At 66.4% G+C, this 19,602-nt stretch carries 11 protein-coding genes; 2 read left to right on the plus strand and 9 right to left on the minus strand.

The genetic code is table 11. The annotated features are described in order from the left end of the window. Window positions 1-4: 4 nt before the first annotated feature. The 6 genes from AC3WOE_RS28755 to AC3WOE_RS28780 form a co-directional block, all read right to left on the minus strand. Window positions 5-1,204 (minus strand): NAD(P)/FAD-dependent oxidoreductase, encoded by a 1,200-nt coding sequence (locus AC3WOE_RS28755; protein WP_492695610.1) that lies wholly within the window; start codon window positions 1,202-1,204, stop codon window positions 5-7. Between the two features lie 47 nt (window positions 1,205-1,251). After that, a complete protein-coding gene (locus AC3WOE_RS28760; RefSeq protein WP_492695612.1) occupies window positions 1,252-2,130 on the minus strand; it encodes a hypothetical protein in 879 nt (292 codons plus the stop codon). Between the two features lie 16 nt (window positions 2,131-2,146). Beyond that, the gene (locus AC3WOE_RS28765; protein WP_492695615.1) at window positions 2,147-2,887 is read right to left on the minus strand and encodes a hypothetical protein; all 741 of its coding nucleotides are present in this window, start codon (window positions 2,885-2,887) and stop codon (window positions 2,147-2,149) included. A 368-nt stretch (window positions 2,888-3,255) separates the two neighbouring features. Continuing rightward, window positions 3,256-5,937 carry a TonB-dependent receptor gene (locus tag AC3WOE_RS28770; protein WP_492695617.1) on the minus strand — a complete coding sequence of 894 codons (2,682 nt, stop codon included), beginning with the start codon at window positions 5,935-5,937 and terminating at the stop codon, window positions 3,256-3,258. A gap of 348 nt (window positions 5,938-6,285) precedes the next feature. Beyond that, entirely contained in the window at window positions 6,286-9,288 is a 3,003-nt protein-coding gene (locus AC3WOE_RS28775; protein WP_492695619.1) for a TonB-dependent receptor, read from the minus strand. A 169-nt stretch (window positions 9,289-9,457) separates the two neighbouring features. After that, on the minus strand, window positions 9,458-11,629 hold the full coding sequence (locus tag AC3WOE_RS28780; RefSeq protein ID WP_492695621.1) for a malate synthase G: 2,172 nt from the start codon (window positions 11,627-11,629) through the stop codon (window positions 9,458-9,460). A 158-nt stretch (window positions 11,630-11,787) separates the two neighbouring features. Between AC3WOE_RS28780 and AC3WOE_RS28785 the strand changes: the two genes are divergently transcribed. Together AC3WOE_RS28785 and AC3WOE_RS28790 are read left to right on the plus strand one after the other, a co-directional pair. Next, complete coding sequence (locus tag AC3WOE_RS28785) at window positions 11,788-12,693, plus strand: LysR family transcriptional regulator (RefSeq protein ID WP_492695623.1); 906 nt, start codon at window positions 11,788-11,790, stop codon at window positions 12,691-12,693. Between the two features lie 188 nt (window positions 12,694-12,881). Beyond that, on the plus strand, window positions 12,882-14,495 hold the full coding sequence (locus AC3WOE_RS28790; RefSeq protein ID WP_492695625.1) for an outer membrane protein assembly factor BamB family protein: 1,614 nt from the start codon (window positions 12,882-12,884) through the stop codon (window positions 14,493-14,495). Between the two features lie 2 nt (window positions 14,496-14,497). On the opposite strand, the gene AC3WOE_RS28795 is transcribed toward AC3WOE_RS28790, so the two are convergent. The 3 genes from AC3WOE_RS28795 to AC3WOE_RS28805 form a co-directional block, all read right to left on the minus strand. Further along, complete coding sequence (locus tag AC3WOE_RS28795; RefSeq protein ID WP_492695627.1) at window positions 14,498-14,986, minus strand: P-loop nucleotide/nucleoside kinase family protein; 489 nt, start codon at window positions 14,984-14,986, stop codon at window positions 14,498-14,500. A gap of 18 nt (window positions 14,987-15,004) precedes the next feature. Beyond that, complete coding sequence (locus tag AC3WOE_RS28800) at window positions 15,005-16,705, minus strand: AMP-binding protein (protein ID WP_492695629.1); 1,701 nt, start codon at window positions 16,703-16,705, stop codon at window positions 15,005-15,007. 122 nt (window positions 16,706-16,827) lie between these two features. Further along, window positions 16,828-19,602 (minus strand): serine/threonine-protein kinase, encoded by a 2,775-nt coding sequence (locus AC3WOE_RS28805; protein WP_492695631.1) that lies wholly within the window; start codon window positions 19,600-19,602, stop codon window positions 16,828-16,830.

Below are 19,602 nucleotides of genomic sequence, written 5' to 3' on the forward strand. Positions count from 1 at the left end.
AGGGCTATTCGAAGAACAGCCTGGAGATGCCCTTCAGGCTGACGAGGTTCCCCGGATTGCTGGTCTCGTTGAGCACGCCGCTCATGCGCGCCAGCAGGCGTGGGCTCTTCTTCGCCCGCCAGATCAGCAGGTCGGCCAGCCAGGGGTGGGCGTTCACGCGGTTGGCGCGTTCGTAGAGGTCGAACTTGGGCTTCAGCGCCGTCAGCCCGGCCTCGTAGGTGGCGCGGGCCGCCGCATCATCGTCACGATGCTTGAGCAGCGCTTCGGCGGCCAGCATGCCGGTCTCCATGGCCTTGCCAATGCCTTCGCCGGTGAAGGAATAGGTGCTGCCCGCGGCCTCGCCGGTGACGAGCAGGCCGGGCCGCGTCCACCTGGCGCCGGTCAGCGTGCAGCGCAGCGGCGCGCCCTTCAGTTCGCCCACCAGTTCGCCGACGCGCATCAACTCCGCCGCCGGTGCGTACTTGGCGACGAAGGCGTCGAAGATGGCGCGCAGGTTGACGTCCTTCTTGACGCCCTTGCCGCCGCCGAGGTCCTTGTGCGAGTCGGTCACGCCGACGCCGATGTTGAAGTGGCCATCCGGCGCCGGGAAGATCCAGCCATAGCCCGGGCGCACCGACTTGTCCCAGACGACTTCCAGCGCCTTGATCCTGCCGACCATCTGCGGCGCCTTCACATAACCGCGCAGTGCCACGCCGCTGGGCGTGTGGCGCTCGCACATGCCGGCGGCCGTCAGCGCCCTGGGCACGGCACCGGTGGCCAGCACGACCCAGCGCGCCTGCACCTCCACGATCTCGTCGCCGCGCTTGAGCCGGGCCCCGACCACCCTGCCGTCGACTTCGAGCGGCGCCTCGAAGCGCGCCTGCTCGAAGCGGGCGCCTGCGTCCTGGGCCGCCCGCAGCAGCAGCGCGTCCAGTTCCTTGCGTGGCAGCACGGCGAGCGAGCCGGGGACGTCGATGCGCCCGCCGCGGGGGCCGATGCAGCCGACATGCGCGACCGGCTGGGCACGCCGCATGACCTCGTCGAGCAGGCCCAGCCGGGCCAGCGCCTGGTGGGCGTCCGGGATCAGGCCGTCACCGCAGATCTTGTCGCGGCCGGGCGGGTGCTGGTCGACCAGCAGCACCGACACGCCGGCACGCGCCAGGGTGCGTGCGCAGGCACTGCCGGCAGGGCCGGCGCCGATGATTAGAACGTCAAGGCACGACACAATTTAAACGTCAGCCATTCGCAGAAATAGTAACAAAAACAGGCAAATTATTGTTTGCGCGCCTTCATTGCACGAAGTATTTTTAATGATCTTTCATTTGGCTGATTTTGCGGCGAAGCATCAATTGTTTGCAAAATCCTTTGTATTATTTCTTTTGAAAAGTCTTTAATTTCTTCGCTTTTTAAGAAAATTGAAAATGCCACCTTGAAGTCTTCTGTTTGCTGACTGGTAAAACCAATGTCTTCGCCCACTGTGGCAAGCATGGCAACAGACGATTCATGTCCATTTTCGGCGTCTTCAATGAGTCGCTGTTTTACTAAAACTGAATCAGCTTCAGATAGCTTCTTGAAAATTTCCAAAGAGTCGGAAATAAATAAATACGCACCGCCTTCTACACCCTCTCGAGCAGCCTTTAAAAGCAATTGAGGGCGACTATTTAAAATGGCAGGGCTTAAAGTTTGGCAAAGACGTTCTTGATATTCAAAATAGTCTATTACCTTCCCATAGCCATTATAAATATTTTTGTCGACTTGCGTTGCCCGATTTTCCCTGACCCTATCTATATTTGAATGCACTTGGCGGCAGTCCCTAACGATGTTGGCAGCATCCATTGCATCTTTGCCAGATCCCGTGGTAAGCGCAACTTCAACGAAAGGTGCATATCCTCGCGAGTCGACATCTTTACCAAAGTATGTCGCCTTTATTGAATTGTCGGTATTATATTTAATTTTATCTCGCGGTTGAGAGCTGCCGTCAGAAAAATGTTTAGCTTCTGCATTGGCAAGTTCTGGCGCAATGCGCACAGGACTTTCGGCAAGTTTTATATCGGTTGAATTTTTAGAAGCGGATGGAAGATCAAACCTTTGCCCAAGCCATGCGACTAAGCCTAATGCTACCAAGATCAGCGCTGTAAGTTTGACCTTCACGAGTATTGCCTATGCCTCAAGGGCCGACCAGACATGACGCGAACTGATCATCGCACTGCTTTTTCTTGTAGCGAGTCCAGATCTCTTGTGCTGCGCCGCAAGCGATTGCAGCCACAATACCTATGCCCTCGCCGTACTTACTTTTATTGAGATATTTTCCGGCGCGCCTTCCGCCTTCCTGACATATAAAAGGAACCCAGCCAGCGCCCGATTTCCAATCATTGTCGACAGCTGTATAGCATGCATTTTTTTGACCTTCGCAACGTTTATTTTTGTCAGTTTGCGAATTGTCAATCGTCCCGCTCAGTTCCAAGTCGCTGTGGATCGGGGCAAGAATATTTACCCAGTAATCAACCCGCTTGACACTTTCACCTGTAATTTCGACATCGGGAAGTTTTTCAATTCCAAAACTCATGATGAAGGAATCTCCGCCACCCTGTCCACAAGGAATGAAATCAGGATTTTCGGCGCCCAACTTGGCACCACCCGGCTTTTTCGACTTGACTGGCGCGACAGTCGCAAGCTGGTCGATGGCAAGAATTGATCCGGAAGGAGTGACAACCCCCGAAATTTTTCCCTCGCTATCTCGCACTACGGTATAAGACTGCTCCCCAACGACTACGGATTGCATCAATCCGCCGACATATTTTGTCGTTATGTTCTGACTCGGTGTGGTTGAATTTAAATCATTGGGGTCACAACTGGCCACTGCCGCACTCATATAGCCAAAAAGTGCCGCAGTGCCAAAAATTGACAATAGTAATTTTTTTATGAAATCAAATGGCCTTCCTGCATCAAATTAATTACCAATGCAATCAATCTGCAGGCGCCAAATCGTATTCTTTTGAAGAATACTATCTATCCCCAATGTCTACGTAAAAATTTCCCGGCCGCCTCTGTATAGATTGCCGAATAAATCCTGATTGCGATATTTTTTCGCGTAAGGAATCATAACTGGCAGGAGATTTCAGTAGTTTGCAGTTGAAGAGCGAGTTTGGCCTTGGCGTAACGGCGCCGGGTCGTACCTCATTGGCTCGCCAACTCAGTCTTGTGTTGCAACCCAGGTTTGAAACCGCCCATCAAAAAGCCCGCCGAAGCGGGCCTTGGGTTCGAGACGCCGAGGGCTTAGAAGCCGTAGGCGGCGCGCACGAACAGGGCGCGACCCGTCGGGTCGGTGTAGCGCGGGTCATAGCCACGCTGCGAGCGGCTGGACTGGTTGGAGAACGGCGGATCCTTGTCGAACAGGTTCTTCACGCCCAGGGTCAGGGTGGTGGCCTTGGTGAACTTGTAGGTGCCCGACAGGTCGACCAGCGTGTACGAGCTGACATTGCCGTAGTACGACGGGCCGCCCACGACGGTGGTCGGGTCGTTCTGGTCGACGTAGCCGCTCTGGTTGCGCAGGCTCAGGCGGGCGCTGTAGGCGTCCATGGTCCAGCCAGCGCTGAAGTTGTGCTTCCACTTGAAGACCGGCGAACCATCGATGTAGACGCCCACGTTCTCCTTGAAGGGGTCGGACGGGTTGGTCTGGTACTTGTAGCTCTTGATGTAGGTGCCGTCGTAGCTCAGCGCGAGCTGGCCGAACGAGCCGAGCTTGGTGTTGAAGCCGGCGTTCAGGTCGAAGCCCTTGATGTTCACGGCGCCGATGTTGTCGTTCGTCGTGATGATGTAGCCGATCGCGTTGCTGTTGCGGTCCAGGCCCTGGCAGCGGCTCAGGTTGTCCTGAGTGGCCACCGGCAGCGTGTTGCAGCGAACGAAGTTGGCCTTGTAGCGCTCGTAGTTGCCGATGAGGGTGTCGATCGGCAGCGTGCCGATCTGGTCGTTCATCTTGACTTGCCAGTAGTCGATGCCGAACGTCAGGTCCTTGATCGGCTCGAAGGCGCCGCCAACGGTCCAGGTCTTGGACTTCTCGGGCTTGAGCGTCGGGCTGCCGCCGTTCTGCACTTGAGGCTGCAGGCCGCAGTCGCGACCCTGGACGCCGCCGAGGGCCGCGATGGCCTTGCCGTTGGCATCGCAGAGCAGCGGGTCGTTCTTGGCGCCGGAGGTGAAGGTGACGGTCTGCGGAGCGTAGAGGTCGTCCAGGCCCGGGGCGTGGAAGCCCTTGTTGTAGGAGCCGCGCAGCAGCACTTCGCGGATGGGCTGGAAGCGGATGCCGATCTTGGGGTTGGTCGTGCGGCCAGCGTCGGAGTAGTCGTCGGTGCGCAGGGCGAGTTGCACTTCGACCGACTTGATCACGGGCAGCAGCATTTCGACGCCGAGGGCCTTGACCGTGCGATCGCCACCCACGTGGTTGGGCGAGCGGCCGGCGGAAGGAATCGCGAGGACGACGTCGTCATTGGTGTCGTTGCGATAGGTTTCCTTGCGGGCCTCACCGGCCACCGCAATGGCTGCCGCACCGCCGGGCAGGCTGAACAGCTCGCGCGAGAGGCGGAAGTCGACACCCTTGGTTTCGCCGACGGCGTAGGCAAAGATGCCCTTGCGCTTGGCCTGCTGGATGATGTCCAGCTGGGCAGGCGTGGCGTCTGCGAAGGGGTTCAGGTTGCCCAGGCCGACTTGCGTGCGGATGAAGGGCGCGTTGACGTAGCCGTCGACGGCACCGTCATTGGCCGTGCTGCGCGAGTAGATCGCGCCGATGCGGTAGTCCCAATCGGCAACGACGCCGCTGAGATCGATGACGGCGCGCTTGGCGGCCGTGTTCGACTCATTGGTCCGGTTGCCCGCCGGCACCATGCGCCAGCCGACGCTGATGGGCTGGGTGATGTTCAGGCCCGGGTAGGTCTTGGGGTAGAACGGGTTGCTCGGTTGCATGGTGATGCCGGTGACCGGATCCGGTGCAACGCGAGAGGTGTTCTTGTTTTCGGTGGCCAGGCCTTCGAACGTGAGGATATGGTCCTGAGCGATCTTGAGGGACGCACGGCCGGTGACGGTGTTCTGCCGGACGTCAGGCACGATGTCGATCGTGGAGCTGAAGTCGAACACGCAGGCCTTGTTGTTCGACGGATTGGGCAGGGACAGGGGCGGCACGCAGTTCGGAGCGGTGATGTTGGCCGTGCCGATGGTGCTGTTCTGCGCGAAGTTGCCCGGGAAGGTGGTGCCCGAGTTGCCGTTCACGCCGCGGGACGCGATGATGCCCGTCTTGGAGAACTCGCGGTCCAGAGCGCGGATGCGCTGAGTGCGGCGGCTGTCGAACGAACCCCAGAAGTTGAAGCTGTCCTTCTCCAGGTCGCCGAAGCCGAAAGTGACCGAGCCACCTTCCTTCTTGCCGCCGTCGCCGCGGGGCTTGGTGATCTCGGCCACGATCTGGCCGCCACGGTAGTTGGACTTGGTGATGAAGTTGATGACGCCGCCGATGGCGTCGGTGCCGTACACGGCCGATGCGCCGTCGCGCAGCACTTCAACGCGCTCGATCGCGGCGAACGGGATGCTGTTCAGGTCCACCGCGTTGGCGCCGAAGGCAAATGCCGTCATGCGGCGGCCATTCAGCAGCACCAGGGTCTTGTTGGCACCGAGCGCGCGCAGGTTTGCGTAGGTGGCGCCGCCGGTGCCGGAGCCGATCGAGTTGCTCGTCGGGGCGCTCGACTGGCTGGCCGACAGCAGTTCGATGATGCCTTCGACGCTGTTCACGCCGGATTGGCGCAGATCTTCAACCTTGACGACGGTGATGGGCAGAGCGCCTTCGTCGTTGATCGAACGACGGATGGCCGAGCCGGTGATTTCCACGCGGTCCAGGGTTTGCTGGGCGAGGGCCGGCAGCGCGCTGACGCTGAGGCAAGTCAGCGCTGCTGCACTGATGGCATGGCGTTTAAACATTCAAGACTCCTGACGAGATGACTCCCCGGGGCGGGGGTTGGTTCGGCTTGTGGCCAAGGCCGTGGCGGGCACGACAAAAAGAAGGGCGAAGTGTGAAGGAAGGTATCTGGCGGGGTGCTCGGGTTCCCCCCAATTGAGTCGCCCACCCCGGGCTACGGTGACGTCAGGACCACCCCAAACCTCACGTACGTCCCCGGGTGGATGAGGAGAGCGCGTGCATGTCAGATGTTGTTCGGAGCCGACATTTGCACCCATGGCCTGGCTGGGCGAGGCACTCAGGCGGGGGGCGTGGCATGAAAAAAGCCGCCACGGGCGGACCCGGGCGGCTTTGGTTGCGTCGACGCGCGATCAGAACTCGTAGCGGCCGGTGAACAGCACCGAGCGACCTTCCTGGTAGTCGGTCGGGCTCAGATAGTTCGGGGCGACCTTGCCTTCGACCGCCGACGTCGTCGCGCGGCTGTAGTCGGCCACTTCGCTGACGCGCACCACCTTCTGGGTATTGAAGATGTTGAACACGTCGACCTGAACCGTCAGGCGGCCATTGCCGATCTTGGGCATCCAGGCGACCTGCCCGTCGATCTGGCCGGTCCAGGGCGTGCGGCCACGGCTGCCACGCGGCACCAGCTCGGACTTGCCGGTCGTCGGGTTGACGCAGTAGTAGCTGGACGCGGAGGTGTAGGCACCCGAGCCGCTGTGGCCATCGACCGAGTTGTAGTCCGGCACCGTCGTCGGCACGAAGCCGATGCAGCTGATCGGACGACCCGAGGCGATGATCATGTTGGCGCCGACGCGCCAGTCGTCTGCCACCTTGTAGGTGCCGTAGGCCTTGATGACGTGGCGGCGGTCATTGGGCAGATAGCCCTTGGCGCCGTCGGTCAGCGAGCCGAAGTCGAAGTCCTGGGTCAGGCCGGCGTCTTCCTGCTGCAGCGTGGACTGCACATAGCCTTCGGCCGTGCCGCGGCTCTTGGACCAGGTGTAGGTGGCGTTGAAGCCCCAGCGGCCGTCGAAGGGCTTGTCCAGGCTGAGTTCGAGGGCGTTGTAGGTGCGCTCGTACTTGGCCAGGCCGAAGTACTTGGACGGGATGGTCACCTCGGTCAGGTTGCCGTCGCCGGCCAGGTCCAGCTTGATGTGGGCGTCGCGGCCGGGGTTCATCAGGAAGCACTGGGCGACGCTGCCGGCGTCGAAGTCCGGATGGTTGTTCTGGTCGGCCCAGTTGCGGAACGGGTAGGCGCCGCAGAAGTCGTCCATGCCGTCGTTGATCTTGCGACGGATGGCCTTGACGCCGCCGTTCAGGCCGCGCGTGATGGCCTTCTGGAAGCCCAGGATCATTTCATCCTGGTTCATCGGCTTCAGGTGGGTGTCGGCAATCGTGCCCGGATCGGGCAGCTTGCCGTCGGACACCACCTGCGGCGTGCCGATCTGTGAGCTCATGCCCAGCGGGCCCTGGGTGCGCGGGTCGCGGCCGGTGAAGGTGTAGAAGCTCTGGATGAAGGTCTCGCCGCGGGTGGCGCGGATGTTGGTGTTGGACGCCACCGGGATGTAGTAGCGGCCCAGATTGCCGTAGACCTTCAGCGACGAGTCGCCGTTCACGTTCCAGGAGAAGCCAAGCCGCGGCGCGAGCAGGTTGTCGGCCTTGACGAAGCTGACGCCGTCGCCGTTCTTGTTGTCGAAGGACTCGCTGCGCAGGCCGCCGTACAGCAGCCAGTTGCGATTGAGCTGCCAGCTGTCCTCGACGTAGAGGGCCGTGTTGTTGACCTGGTAGGCGCCGCTGGTCTGCGTGGACTCGCGGCGACGAACGTACTGGCCGCCCTTGGGCACCGCATTGGCGACGCCGTTGACGGTGCCGCTGGCCGAGACGAAGTAGCGGTAGTAGTAGCCGCCGGAATAGTCCGAGCCGCCGCCGGCCACCGAGTTGAAGCGCTGGGCGTCATAGCCGCCGCGCAGCTGGTGGCTGCCGAGCTGCCATTCGAGGTCGAAGCGGCCGGCCTTGCGCACGTCGGTGTCGAAGGGCGGGGCCTTGGGATCACGGATGGACGGGCCGGGGAAAGGCTTGGACCAGCAGCCGATTTCGTCCAGGTTGGTGTCCAGCACCACCGGGCAGTCCAGGCCGTCCTTGCGGGCGCCGGTGACATAGACCGCCTGGCTGCGCACGCGGCCGACCATGGCCGAGACCGTCAGGTCCTGGGTCAGGGCGCCGGTGTACTTCAGGATGTTGACGTCGGCACCTTCCGTCTGGGTGCTGCCCTTGCCGGTGCCGTCATGGCTGGTCGAGTAGGACGCGGCGTTGTCGTAGTCGGTCAGCGCCGTCTTCTTCTTGTTGCTGATGCCGGTGTACGACAGCGAGTGGTTGTCGGTGATGGACCAGTCGAGCTTCAGCAGGCCCTTGGGCTTGTTCTCGAGGTAGTGGGTGCTGGTGCCCTGGCGGAAGCGGTCCTCGGTGTCGTGGCGGCCTTCGATGAGGCCGAAGACGAAGAGCTTGTCCTTGATGATGGGGCCGCCGGCGTAGACGGTGTAGCTCAGGTCCGACTGCTTCCAGGCGTTGCGGAACACCGTGTAGCTGTTGGGGTGGTCGGGGTCCTTGTCGACGACGTTGGGCTCCTTGCTGCGCAGTGCGTCGGGCTTGTAGTACAGGGCCGCACCGGCCTTCCATTCGTTGCCGCCGCTCTTGGTCAGCACCGACACAACGCCGCCCAGGGAGCGGCCGTATTCCGCGCCATAGCCACCGTTCTTGATCTGCTGCTGCTCGACCGCGTCGAAGGGCAGATTGGCGTAGGACAGGAAGTTGCGGATGTTGGTGACGTCGAAGCCGTTGATGTAGTAGCCGTTCTCACCCACCGACGCACCGCCGAAGGAGGCCAGGCCGCCATTGCCCAGGCCCGGGTCGCCCTTGACGGCGCCAGGGGCCAGCAGGGCCACGGCGTCGACGTTGCGGGCCACCGGGATGGTGCGCATCTGCTCGGCCGTGAACACCGTGTTGCTCTCGACACTGCTGACGTCGATCAGCGAGCGCGAGCGGCCGGAGATCTCGATGCGCTCCAGCTCCTCGGCGGTCAGCTTGACCTCGGTACCTGAGCCGATGGCGACGACGACCTCACGGGTGATGCCGCCCGACGTGACCTTGTAGCGGCCCGGCGGCAGCTTGGAGAAGCTGAAGCCGCCGCCCGCCTCGGCCGTGGCCTGGCGCTGCAGGCCGGTGTCGAGGTTGACGATGCTGACGGTGGCGCCGGCAGTCGTGCGGCCGAAGAGCGAGCCTTCGGAGCTTTGCGCCTGGGCGGCGCCGGCGAAACCCAGGCTGATTGCCAGGGCGATTGCGCTGTGGCGCAGGAAACGGGGGTGGTGCGGGGTAAGCAAGATGGCCCTCCGGTGGTAACCAGGAACCTGACCTGTGGCATATGCCGAAAGTCAGGGCGAAGGCCGGAATCTTGATTTGCCCCCTAAGAAGCCAGTGCCCGTGTTGTCCCTCTGCTGTGCGGGGGCGACAACACCGGGCTTCCGCTGCTTGACAGCCCTGATCAGGCTTTCACTCGGCTGCCTTCACCCTCAGGCGCCAGGCGTGCAGCAGCGGTTCGGTATAGCCGCTGGGCTGGGCCTCGCCCTTGAAGACCAGGTCCAGCGCCGCTTGCATGGCCGCGCCCTGCGGGTGGGCGACCAGCGACTGGTAGGCCGGGTCGCCGGCGTTCTGGCCGTCGACGACCTTGGCCATGCGGGCGAAGGTCTCGCGCACCTGTTCGGCGCTGACGACGCCGTGGCGCAGCCAGTTGGCGATGTGCTGGCTGGAGATGCGCAGCGTGGCGCGGTCTTCCATCAGGCCGACGCCGTTGATGTCGGGCACCTTGGAGCAGCCCACGCCCTGGTCGATCCAGCGCACCACATAGCCCAGGATGCCCTGCACGTTGTTGTCCAGCTCCTGCTGGCGCTGCTCGGGCGTCCAGTCGGCCTGGGGCGCGACGGGGATGGTCAGCAGCGCGTTCAGGATGGCTTCGCGCTCGGCGGCCAGGTCCACCTTCTCCAGTTCCTGCTGCACGGCGGCCACGCTGACCTGGTGGTAGTGCAGGGCATGCAGGGTGGCGGCGGTGGGCGAGGGCACCCAGGCGGTGTTGGCGCCGGCCTTGGGATGGCCGATCTTCTGCTCCAGCATGGCGGCCATCAGGTCGGGCATGGCCCACATGCCCTTGCCGATCTGGGCGCGGCCGCGCAGGCCGCAGGCCAGGCCGGTCAGCACATTGCTGCGCTCATAGGCCTGGATCCAGCTCGAGGTCTTCATGTCGCCCTTGCGCAGCATGGGACCGGCGCGCATGGCGGTGTGCATCTCGTCGCCGGTGCGGTCCAGGAAGCCGGTGTTGATGAAGGCGACGCGGCTGGCGGCCGCGGCGATGCAGGCCTTCAGGTTGACCGAGGTGCGGCGCTCCTCGTCCATGATGCCCAGCTTGACCGTGCTGTCGGGCAGGCCCAGCAGTTGCTCGACGCGGGTGAACAGCTCGGCGGCGAAGGCCACCTCGGCCGGGCCGTGCATCTTGGGCTTGACGATGTAGACCGAGCCGGTGCGGCTGTTGCCGCGGCGCTTCAGATCATGCATGGCGATGGTCGTCGTAACGACGGCGTCCATGATGCCTTCCGGGATCTCGCTGCCGTCGTCCAGCAGGACGGCCGGGTTGGTCATCAGATGGCCGACATTGCGCACGAACATCAGCGAGCGGCCATGCAGCGTCACCGTGCCACCGGCGGGGGCCGTGTAGACGCGGTCGGCATTGAGGCGGCGCGTGAAGCTCTTGCCCCCCTTGGCGACCTCCTCGGTCAGCGTGCCCTGCTGGATGCCCAGCCAGTTGCGATAGGCCAGCAGCTTGTCCTCGGCGTCCACCGCCGCGACCGAGTCTTCCAGGTCGAGGATGGTCGACAGTGCCGACTCGACGACGACGTCGGCCACGCCGGCCGCGTCGCTCTTGCCGATGGCCGTGCTGCGGTCGATGCGGATGTCCAGGTGCAGACCGTGGTGGACCAGCAGCACGCTGCTGGGCGTGGCTGCATCGCCCTGGTAGCCGGCGAAGGCGGCGGGGTTTTGCAGGCCGGTGGTGGCGCCCGAGGCGAGGGCGACGACGAGCTGGCCGCCTTCGACGCGGTAACCGGTGGCCTGGGCGTGCGAGCCGCTGACCAGCGGCGCGGCCTGGTCCAGCACCTGACGGGCGAAGGCGATGACCTTGGCGCCGCGCACCGGGTTGTAGGCGCCGTCACGGGTGGCGCCGTCGGTCTCGGGGATGGCGTCGGTGCCATAGAGGGCGTCGTAGAGCGAGCCCCAGCGCGCATTGGCGGCGTTCAGCGCATAGCGGGCATTCAGGATGGGCACGACCAGCTGGGGGCCGGCCTGCAGGGCCAGCTCGGCATCGACGTTGGCCGTGGTGGCCTGCACCTGGGCCGGCGGCTCGACGAGGTAGCCGATGCGCTGCAGAAAGGTCCGGTAGGCGGGCATGTCGCCGATGGGGCCCGGATGGGCCTCGTGCCAGGCGTCCAGTTCGGACTGCAGGCGGTCGCGCTCGGCCAGCAGCGCGCGGTTCATGGGGGCGAGCTCATGGGCCAGCTGGCTGAAGCCGGCCCAGAAGGCCTCGGCCGCGACGCCGGTGCCGGGCAGCACCTCGGTGTCGATGAAACGGGCCAGGTCGGCATCGACCTGCAGGCGGTGGAGGGTGGTGCGGGGCATGGCGAACAACTCCTGCGAGAGGCAACAACGGATGTCGCCAATCTAGCCGCAGCGCGTGTCGGGATTCGCTGCGGGTGGTGCCATTCATCTGTGACTAAAACGCAAAGATACTTCCTGAAATCGCTGTCTTTGTGCTGCCGCGCAAGCACAATCAGGACATGGACAAGCTCAAGCAGATCGAGTCCTTCGTCCTCGTCGCTGCCAAGGGCAGCCTCACCGCCGCCGCCCAGGCCGAGGGCGTCGCGCCGGCCGTCATGGGCCGGCGGCTGGATGCGCTGGAGGCCCGTCTGGGCGTCAAGCTGATGCTGCGCACGACGCGGCGGCTGACACTGACGTCCGAGGGCCAGGCTTTTTTGGAAGACTGCCAGCGCCTCATTGCCGCACTGGCCGACGCCGAGGCCGCGGTGAGCGCGGGCGGCTTGAAAGCCAGCGGCCATCTGAGGGTGACGGCGCCCGCGGGCTTCGGCCGCCGCCATGTCGCGCCCCTGGTGCCGGGCTTCCTGGCCGAGCATGCCGACTTGAGCCTGTCGCTGAATCTCAGCGACCGCGTCGTCGACATCGTCCACGAGGGCTTCGACTGCGCGGTGCGCGTCGGCGATTTGCCGGATTCCAGCCTGGTCAGCACCCGCCTGGCCGACAACCGGCGGCTGTGCGTCGCAGCGCCGGCCTATCTGAAGCGGGCCGGCACGCCCAGGCATCCCGACGATCTCGGCCGTCACGCCTGCCTGACGCTCAGCTCCGAAGCCAGCCAGACCCGCGGCTGGGCCTTCCAGATCGACGGTGCGGTCCAGCATCTGAGACCCGCGGGGCGGCTGGACTGCAGCGACGGCCAGGTGCTGCACGACTGGTGCGTGGAGGGGCTGGGCATCGCCTGGCGCAGCACCTGGGAGGTCGAGGCCGACCTGGCCGCCGGCCGCCTGGTGAGCGTGCTGGACGAGTTCGCGGCGCCGCCCAATGGCATCTACGCCATCTTTCCGCAGTCGCGCCATCTGCCGCTGCGCACGCGGCTGTGGGTCGAGCATCTGCGCGCCCACTACGGGCGGGCCGACTACTGGCGCAGCTAGCCGGAGGCCGTCCTCAACCCTGGGGACGGCGACGGGTATGCCCCGATGCCGGCGTCCTTGCCGAGTCCTCTGATGACCCGGTGCTTTGTTGCCCGTGCGGTACCAAGCGCCCGCCGTGGTGGGTTGCGCGATGCCCACCCGTCCACGGCCTGTGCATCGGGCGTCGCAGCAAGGAACGGAGAATTTCCATGAAGAAGACGTTCGGTTTTCGAGAGCGGACCGCGCCGCGGCGCACCATGCTGGCGGCAGTGGCCATGGCCCTGCCGCTGATGGCGGCAGCGGCGCAGGGCAGTGAATGGAGCAATGCGGGGGGCGACCGCGAGAACACACGCAGCCAGCCGTCCGAGCATCGGCTCGGCGTCGGCAATGTCAATCAGCTGGGCGTCAAATGGGCGCTGACGACGGCGGGCGACGTGTCCGCCACGCCGGCTGTCGATGGCGACACCGTCTATGTGCCCGACTGGGCCGGCTGGCTCTATGCCATCAACCGCAGCAACGGCAGCGTCCGCTGGGCCGTCCACCTGCCCGCGGTGACCGGCATCCCGATGGACAAGGCGCGCGCGACGCCGGCCATCGGTGGCGGCAAGGTCGTCATCGGCACCCAGGGCTCCATCCTGGCCGGTGGCGGCCCGGGCGCCCGGGTGCTGGCCTTCGACAAGGACACCGGCGCCCTCGCCTGGAGCACGCAGGCCGATCCGCATGTCGCGGCCATCATCACGCAGTCGGCCACCATCCACGGCAACCAGGTCTTTGTCGGCGTGGCCTCGCAGGAAGAGGCCCTGGCCGCCTTCGTGCCGGGCTACCAGCTGTCCTTCCGCGGCAGCATGCTGTCCCTGGACCTGAACACCGGCGCCATCCGCTGGAAGACCATGCTCGCGCCGGCCGGCTACACCGGCAACGCGGTCTGGGGCAGTTCCCCCGCCGTCGACACCTCGCGCGGTGCCGTCTATATCGCCACCGGCAACAACTACTCGGTGCCGCCGGCGGTGCTGGCCTGCGTGGCGGCGGCCGGCAGCGACCCCGTGGCCAAGGCGGCCTGCCTGCCGGCGGACGATCACTTCGACAGCGTCCTCGCCCTCGACATGAAGACAGGCGCGGTGCGCTGGGCGACCCGCGCCATTCCCTACGACGCCTGGACGGTGGACTGCATCCCCTTCTTCGGCGACGGCAGCAACTGCCCGTCGCCTGCGGGCCCCGACTACGACTTCGGCCAGGCGCCGGCGCTGTTCAAGACCAAGGCGGGTGGCAAGGGCAAGCCCATGGAACTGCTGGGCCTCGGGCAGAAGAGCGGCCAGTACTGGGCGCTGAACCCCGACACCGGCGCCGTCGCCTGGGTCACCCAGGCCGGCCCGGGTGGCACGGCGGGCGGCCTGCAATGGGGCTCAGCGGTGGACGGCACGCGCGTCTACACGGCCAATGCCAACAGCAACCAGGTCCCGTGGATGCCCATGGGTGCCAGCACGCCGACGACGCGCGGCGCCTGGTTCGGCCTGGACGCGGCGACCGGCGCCATGCTGTGGCAGACGGTCGATCCGCTGGCGCCGGCCGGCGTCGGCGGCGGCCCCTCGGGCCCGGTGACGACGGCCAACGGCGTCGTCTTCGGCTGCTCGCTGGACGCCAGCGGCCGCATGTACGCCTTCAACGGTGCGAACGGCGCCATTCTGTGGAGCTATGCAAGCGGCGGCTCCTGCCTGTCGGGCGCTGCCATCGCGGACGGCACGCTGTACTGGGGCTCGGGCTACAGCAACTTCGGCTTCGGCACGCCGAACAGCAAGCTCTACGCCTTCTCCCTGCCCGACTGAGCTCAGGCCCGTGAATGCCGGACGACGACGAAGCCTTCGTCGTCGTCCGGTGCCTGGAAATAGGCCGTGATGGCGTCGAACTCGGCGTCGCTGGTCCAGGGCGCGCCCTCGGGCAGGCCCTGGCTGCGCTGGCGCAGCTGGCGTTTGCAGAGCTCGTCGGGGGCATCGATGAAATGCAGTTCGTGTGCGACGCCGGCCTGCTCGAACAGCTCGCGGAACCAAGCCCGCTGCGTGCGCGTGTTGCCGGGGAAGTCGAGCACGACCGAGGTGCCGCGCCTCAGCAGCGCAACGACATGGGGTCCGAGCGCATCGCGCAACCGCGTCGAGCAGCGCACGAAGTCGGCAATGCTCCGGATCTCGCCCGGATAGAGGCTTTCCAGCCAGTCGTCCTGCACCAGCAGCACGGCGTCATGGCGCGCCGCCAGCTCGCGCGACAGCGTGGACTTGCCGGCGGCCATCTTGCCGCAGAAGAAGATCAGCCGAGCGCCCATGGCGCTACGTCAGCCGCCTCAATCGCCGAGTTGGACTTTGGCCCGCTTGCCCGCCCACGCATCGAACTTGGCCGCATACGCCTCCTCGATGCGATTGCGCTTGACCTTGAAGGTCGGCGTGATGAAGCCGTTGTCCACCGTCCAGGGCGTCTTGATCAGCACCAGGGTGTCGAGCTGCTCGTGAGGGTCCAGGCGGGCGTTGACGTCGTCCAGGTGCTTGCTCAGCTCGGCCATCAGCGCGGCGCGCTCGGCCTCGGAGCTGGCGCGCTGGATGCCCTGCGGCGACAGCATGGCGATGCCCAGGGGTTGGCCCATGTTGGCGCCGGCCACGCAGCAGGCCTCGATGTTGGGGTTCATGCCCAGCTTGTCTTCGATCGGCGCGGGGGCGACGTATTTGCCCTTGCTGGTCTTGAACAGGTCCTTGACGCGGCCGGTGATGCGCACGCAGCCGTCGGCGTCCTGGGTCACCTTGTCGCCGGTGTGCAGCCAGCCATCGGCGGTCAATGCGTCGGCCGTCAGGCCGGGTTCCTTGTAGTAGCCCAGCATCAGGGCCGGGCTGCGCATTTGCAGCTCGCCGTTGGCGGGGTCGATGCGGGTCTGCACGCCGGCATAGGCGGGGCCGACGGTACCGCGCTGGTTCTTGCCCGGCAGCGTCATGTGCGACAGCGCCAGGTTCTCCGTCATGCCGTAGCCTTCGTTGACGGGCAGGCCCAGCTTGTCGTACCACTCCAGCAGCGCGATGGGCATGGGCGCTGCACCGCCGACGGCGATGCGGCACTGGTCCAGGCCCAGGGCCTTGAGCACCTTCTTGCGCACCAGGCTGCCGATGATGGGCAGGCGCAGCAGCTTGTTCATCTTCTGCGGCGGCATCTTGGCCTGCACGCCCTGCTGGAACTTGACCCACAGCCGCGGCACGCTGAAGAAGATGGTCGGGCGGGCGCGCTGCAGGTCGGCCGCGAAGGTGTCCAGCGACTCGGCGAACCACAGCCGCATGCCGGTCTTCAGCCAGCCATGCTCGACGAGCACGCGCTCGGCCACATGGGCCAGCGGCAGATAGGACAGCATGCGATCCTGCGCCGTCATCGGGAAGCGCGCCAGGCCTTCGGCCACGGCCCAGGCGAAACCGCCGAAGTTGTGCATGACGCCCTTGGGGTTGCCCGTCGTGCCCGAGGTGTAGATCAGCGTGCAGAGCTCGTCGGCGCCGCGCACGACCTCGCCCTTCATGGGCTCGGTGCGCGCACAGATGGCGTCCCAGCTCTCGTAGGTCTTCTTGGCGTCGTCGGGCGACAGCGCATAGCTCGCGCCGGCCAGGCTGGGCGGCACGCCCGGCTTCATGCCTTCCCAGCCGTCGAGCTTGCCGACGAAGATGAATCTGGCCTCGCTGTGGGTGAGGATCTGGGTGATGGTCTCGGCCGCCAGCGTCGGGTACAGCGGCACGGAGACATAACCGGCCATCCAGATGGCGAGGTCGGTCATCAGCCACCAGGCGCAGTTCTTGGACAACAGGGCCACCTTGGCGTCGGCCGGCCAGCCCTCGGCCTGGCCGCGGGCCTTCAGGAAGGCCGCCATGCGGCGCACCTGGTCGCCGACCTGGGCCCAGGTGAAGTCCTTGACCTCGGTGCCGCCCATGGGCTGGGTCAGGGCCACGGTCGAGGCAGTCGTGCGCTCCCAGTGATACAGGCGTTGCAGGGCGAGCGTGTCGGCGGCGATGGTGGCCATGGGTGCGTCTCCTCGGACATTCTTTTCGGGATCCGCAAAGTTAACCGCGCGTAAAGGGTGCCCCACCCCGGGTAAACACCTTGCGGTGTGACAGCCTGCCCAGAGGGCCTAGACGCAAAGCTCTAGAAACGCCAGTCGCAATCGGGCGCCGCGGTGCCGTCGGCCAGTCGGGCGGCGACCTCGGTCAGCGGATGCGGCTCGGGCGTCAGCTGGGCCAGGTTGGCCGGGCGCGCGGCTTCGGCCCGGGTCAGGGCTTGCTGCCAGGGCTCGCCGACGGCGCGCAGCGCGCAGGCCAGCTGCAAGCGGGCGGCCCACTCGGGCAGGCCCTGCGGTTCCGGCAGGCCATCGAAATAGGCCACGCGCACGCGCGTCGCGGCCAGCCAGGCCGACGGCGTGCCGGCCGTGCGGCCCTTGAAGAGGTCGATGCGCGTGGCCAGGTTGCGCGACTGGGCCAGCAGCGGGCGCAGCGTGTCCAGGCGGTGCTCGATATTGCGCGCCAGCACGCGGCCGGCCTCGCCGGCGCCGGGCGCGAGCGCGACATGGGCGAGGGTCAGCAGGCCCTCGGCGCGGCGCACGTCGCCGATCAGTGGCGCGTCGTCCAGCGCGGCCAGGGCCTGGACGGCCCGCTCGACGGTGGCCGCATCGGCCTGGCCGGCGGCCAGCACGCGGGCTTCCAGCACCAGGGTGCGGCGCAGCAGCCCGGTCACGGCGTCATCGGCGCCGGCCGCCTCGGTCTCGGCCTGGGCCTTGTCGAGCTGGGCCAGGGCGGGGCCGAAACGCCCCAGCTGCTGCAGATAGACGGCCAGCAATTGGCGCATCAGCGTGCTGGCGTGGTTGCCGGGGCGGGCGATGGCGTCCCAGCGGCGGATCAGGTCGTCGCTGCGCGCCGTGGCCTCGGCCTCGCTCTCGCGTGCCAGCCGCCAGCGCACGAAGGCCAGGTTGCGCTCCAGCACCAGGGCCGGCCGGATGCGCTCGGCTTCCTTGGGATTCCAGAACGGCCTGGCCGCCTCCAGCGAACGCTCGGCGTCGAGCAGCCGGCCCTCGTAGACATAGAGCACGTTCTCGTAGGTGGCGAAGCGTGCGTGCTCGAAGGCGTTGTTGGCGTAGATCGCTTCGTTGGAGCGCCTGGCCAGGGCCAGCTCACGTTCGGCGTCGGCAAAGCGACCCAGGCGGCCATAGGCCGTCAGCAGGTGCAGGCGCAGGCCGTGGGATTTCTCGCTCAGTGGTCCGTAGCGCTTGTCCCAGCGCGGCAGCAGCGGTTCCAGCAGGTCGATGACGGGCTGGCCGCCGGCCACGGCCGTGTGGATGCCGGCCAGCGCGACGGCAGCGTCCTCGGTGCGCGGGTCGTCCTCGCCGAAGGCCTGGCGCGCATGGGCCAGGCGTTGCTCGGCCAGCGGCGCGGCGACGTCGAAGCGCTGCAGCGCGAAATAGGTCTTCACCAGCGCCGCGAAGACGCGGTCCTTGACCTCGGGCTGGTCCTTGAAGCGGGTCGCCAGCTCCTCGCGCTTGCGGTCCAGCAGCTCGACGACGGTGGGCTGGCGGCCGCCGTTCTGGTCGGGGCTGGCGGCGCTCAGCATCTCGGTGAAATAACCGGTCACCTGGTCGGATTCGTGGGCCGAGAACTGTGCCTCGCGGCGCTGCCAGAGGCTGACGGCCAGTCCGAGGACGAGGGTCGCGATGACCACGGTGCCGCCGATGGCGACGGCGGCGTTGCGGCGCGCCCAGAGGTGGACGCGGTGGCGCCATTCCTCGGCGCGCACGCTGACCGGGCGCTGTTCCAGCCAGCGCTGCAGGTCGTCGGCGAAGGCGCCGACGCTGGCATAGCGCTCGGACGGCTCCTTGCGCAGGGCCTTGGCGGCCACGGCTTCGAGGTCGCCGCGGGCGCGCTCGGCGTCGGGCGGGCGGCCGGGGCCCTGCTCGCGTTCCTCGGCAGCGCTGCCCGTGGTGCGGGCCAGGCGCACCGGCTCGGCATGCAGCACGGCGTGTTCGAGTTGCGTGCGGCTGCGGCCCTTGCCGCCAAAGGGCAGCTGGCCACTGGCCAGCTCGTAGAGCATGACGCCCAGCGAATAGATGTCGGCAGCGACACCGACGGCGGCGCCGGAGATCTGCTCGGGCGCGGCATAGGCGGGCGTGAGCCGCCGGCCCGAGATCAGCGTCAGCTGGCTGTCGGCCTGCATGCCCGAGTCGTTCAGCAGGCCGGCGATGCCGAAGTCCAGCAGCTTGGCGCGGCCGCTCTCGTCGAGCATGACGTTGCTGGGCTTGAGGTCGCGGTGGACGATGAGCTGGGCATGGGCGTGCTCGACGGCGCGGGCCACCTCGACGAGCAGCTTCACGCGCGCGGCCAGCGGCAGGGCGTGGTCGCGCGCATGGGCGCTGAGCGTCTGCCCGGACACGTACTCCAGCACCAGGAAGGCGCGGCCGTCCTGCTCGCCGGCGTCCAGCAGGCGGGCGATGCCGGGGTGGGTGAGGCGGCCCAGCACGGCGCGTTCGCGGGCGAAGCGCGCCGCCAGGCCGGGGCTGGCGAGGTCGTCGCGCAGCAGCTTGATGGCGGCCTCGCCCTGGTAGAGACCGTCGGCCCGCTCGGCGCGCCAGACCTGGCCCATGCCGCCCTCGCCCAGCAGCTCGGCCAGGCACCAGGAGCCCAGGCGGTCGCCGGGCTCGGGCCGCTTGTTGCCGGGGCGGTCGACGAGGGCCTCGGCCAGCTGGGCGTTGAAGGCGGTGCCGCCGACGAGCACGGTCGCGTCGGGATCGTCCGGCAGCGAGGCCAGCATGCGCGCCAGGCGCTGGGCCAGCTCGGGCGGCTGCAGCTCGGCCAGGCGCGCCTGGCGTGCGGCGGCGGGCAGGTCGGCCAGCTCGTCGAAGAGGGCCGAGACGCGGGGCCAGTCGGTGGCGTCCAT

It is taken from the genome of Roseateles sp. FW305-36 (genome assembly GCF_058787015.1).

Excerpts from the sequence above, each read along its gene's own strand:
- AC3WOE_RS28770 (WP_492695617.1), bottom strand. The coding sequence starts at position 5,937 with ATGTTTAAACGCCATGCCATCAGTGCAGCAGCGCTGACTTGCCTCAGC.
- AC3WOE_RS28780 (WP_492695621.1), bottom strand. The coding sequence starts at position 11,629 with ATGCCCCGCACCACCCTCCACCGCCTGCAGGTCGATGCCGACCTGGCC.
- AC3WOE_RS28785 (WP_492695623.1), top strand. The coding sequence starts at position 11,788 with ATGGACAAGCTCAAGCAGATCGAGTCCTTCGTCCTCGTCGCTGCCAAG.
- AC3WOE_RS28790 (WP_492695625.1), top strand. The coding sequence starts at position 12,882 with ATGAAGAAGACGTTCGGTTTTCGAGAGCGGACCGCGCCGCGGCGCACC.
- AC3WOE_RS28795 (WP_492695627.1), bottom strand. The coding sequence starts at position 14,986 with ATGGGCGCTCGGCTGATCTTCTTCTGCGGCAAGATGGCCGCCGGCAAG.
- AC3WOE_RS28800 (WP_492695629.1), bottom strand. The coding sequence starts at position 16,705 with ATGGCCACCATCGCCGCCGACACGCTCGCCCTGCAACGCCTGTATCAC.
- AC3WOE_RS28805 (WP_492695631.1), bottom strand. The coding sequence starts at position 19,602 with ATGGACGCCACCGACTGGCCCCGCGTCTCGGCCCTCTTCGACGAGCTG.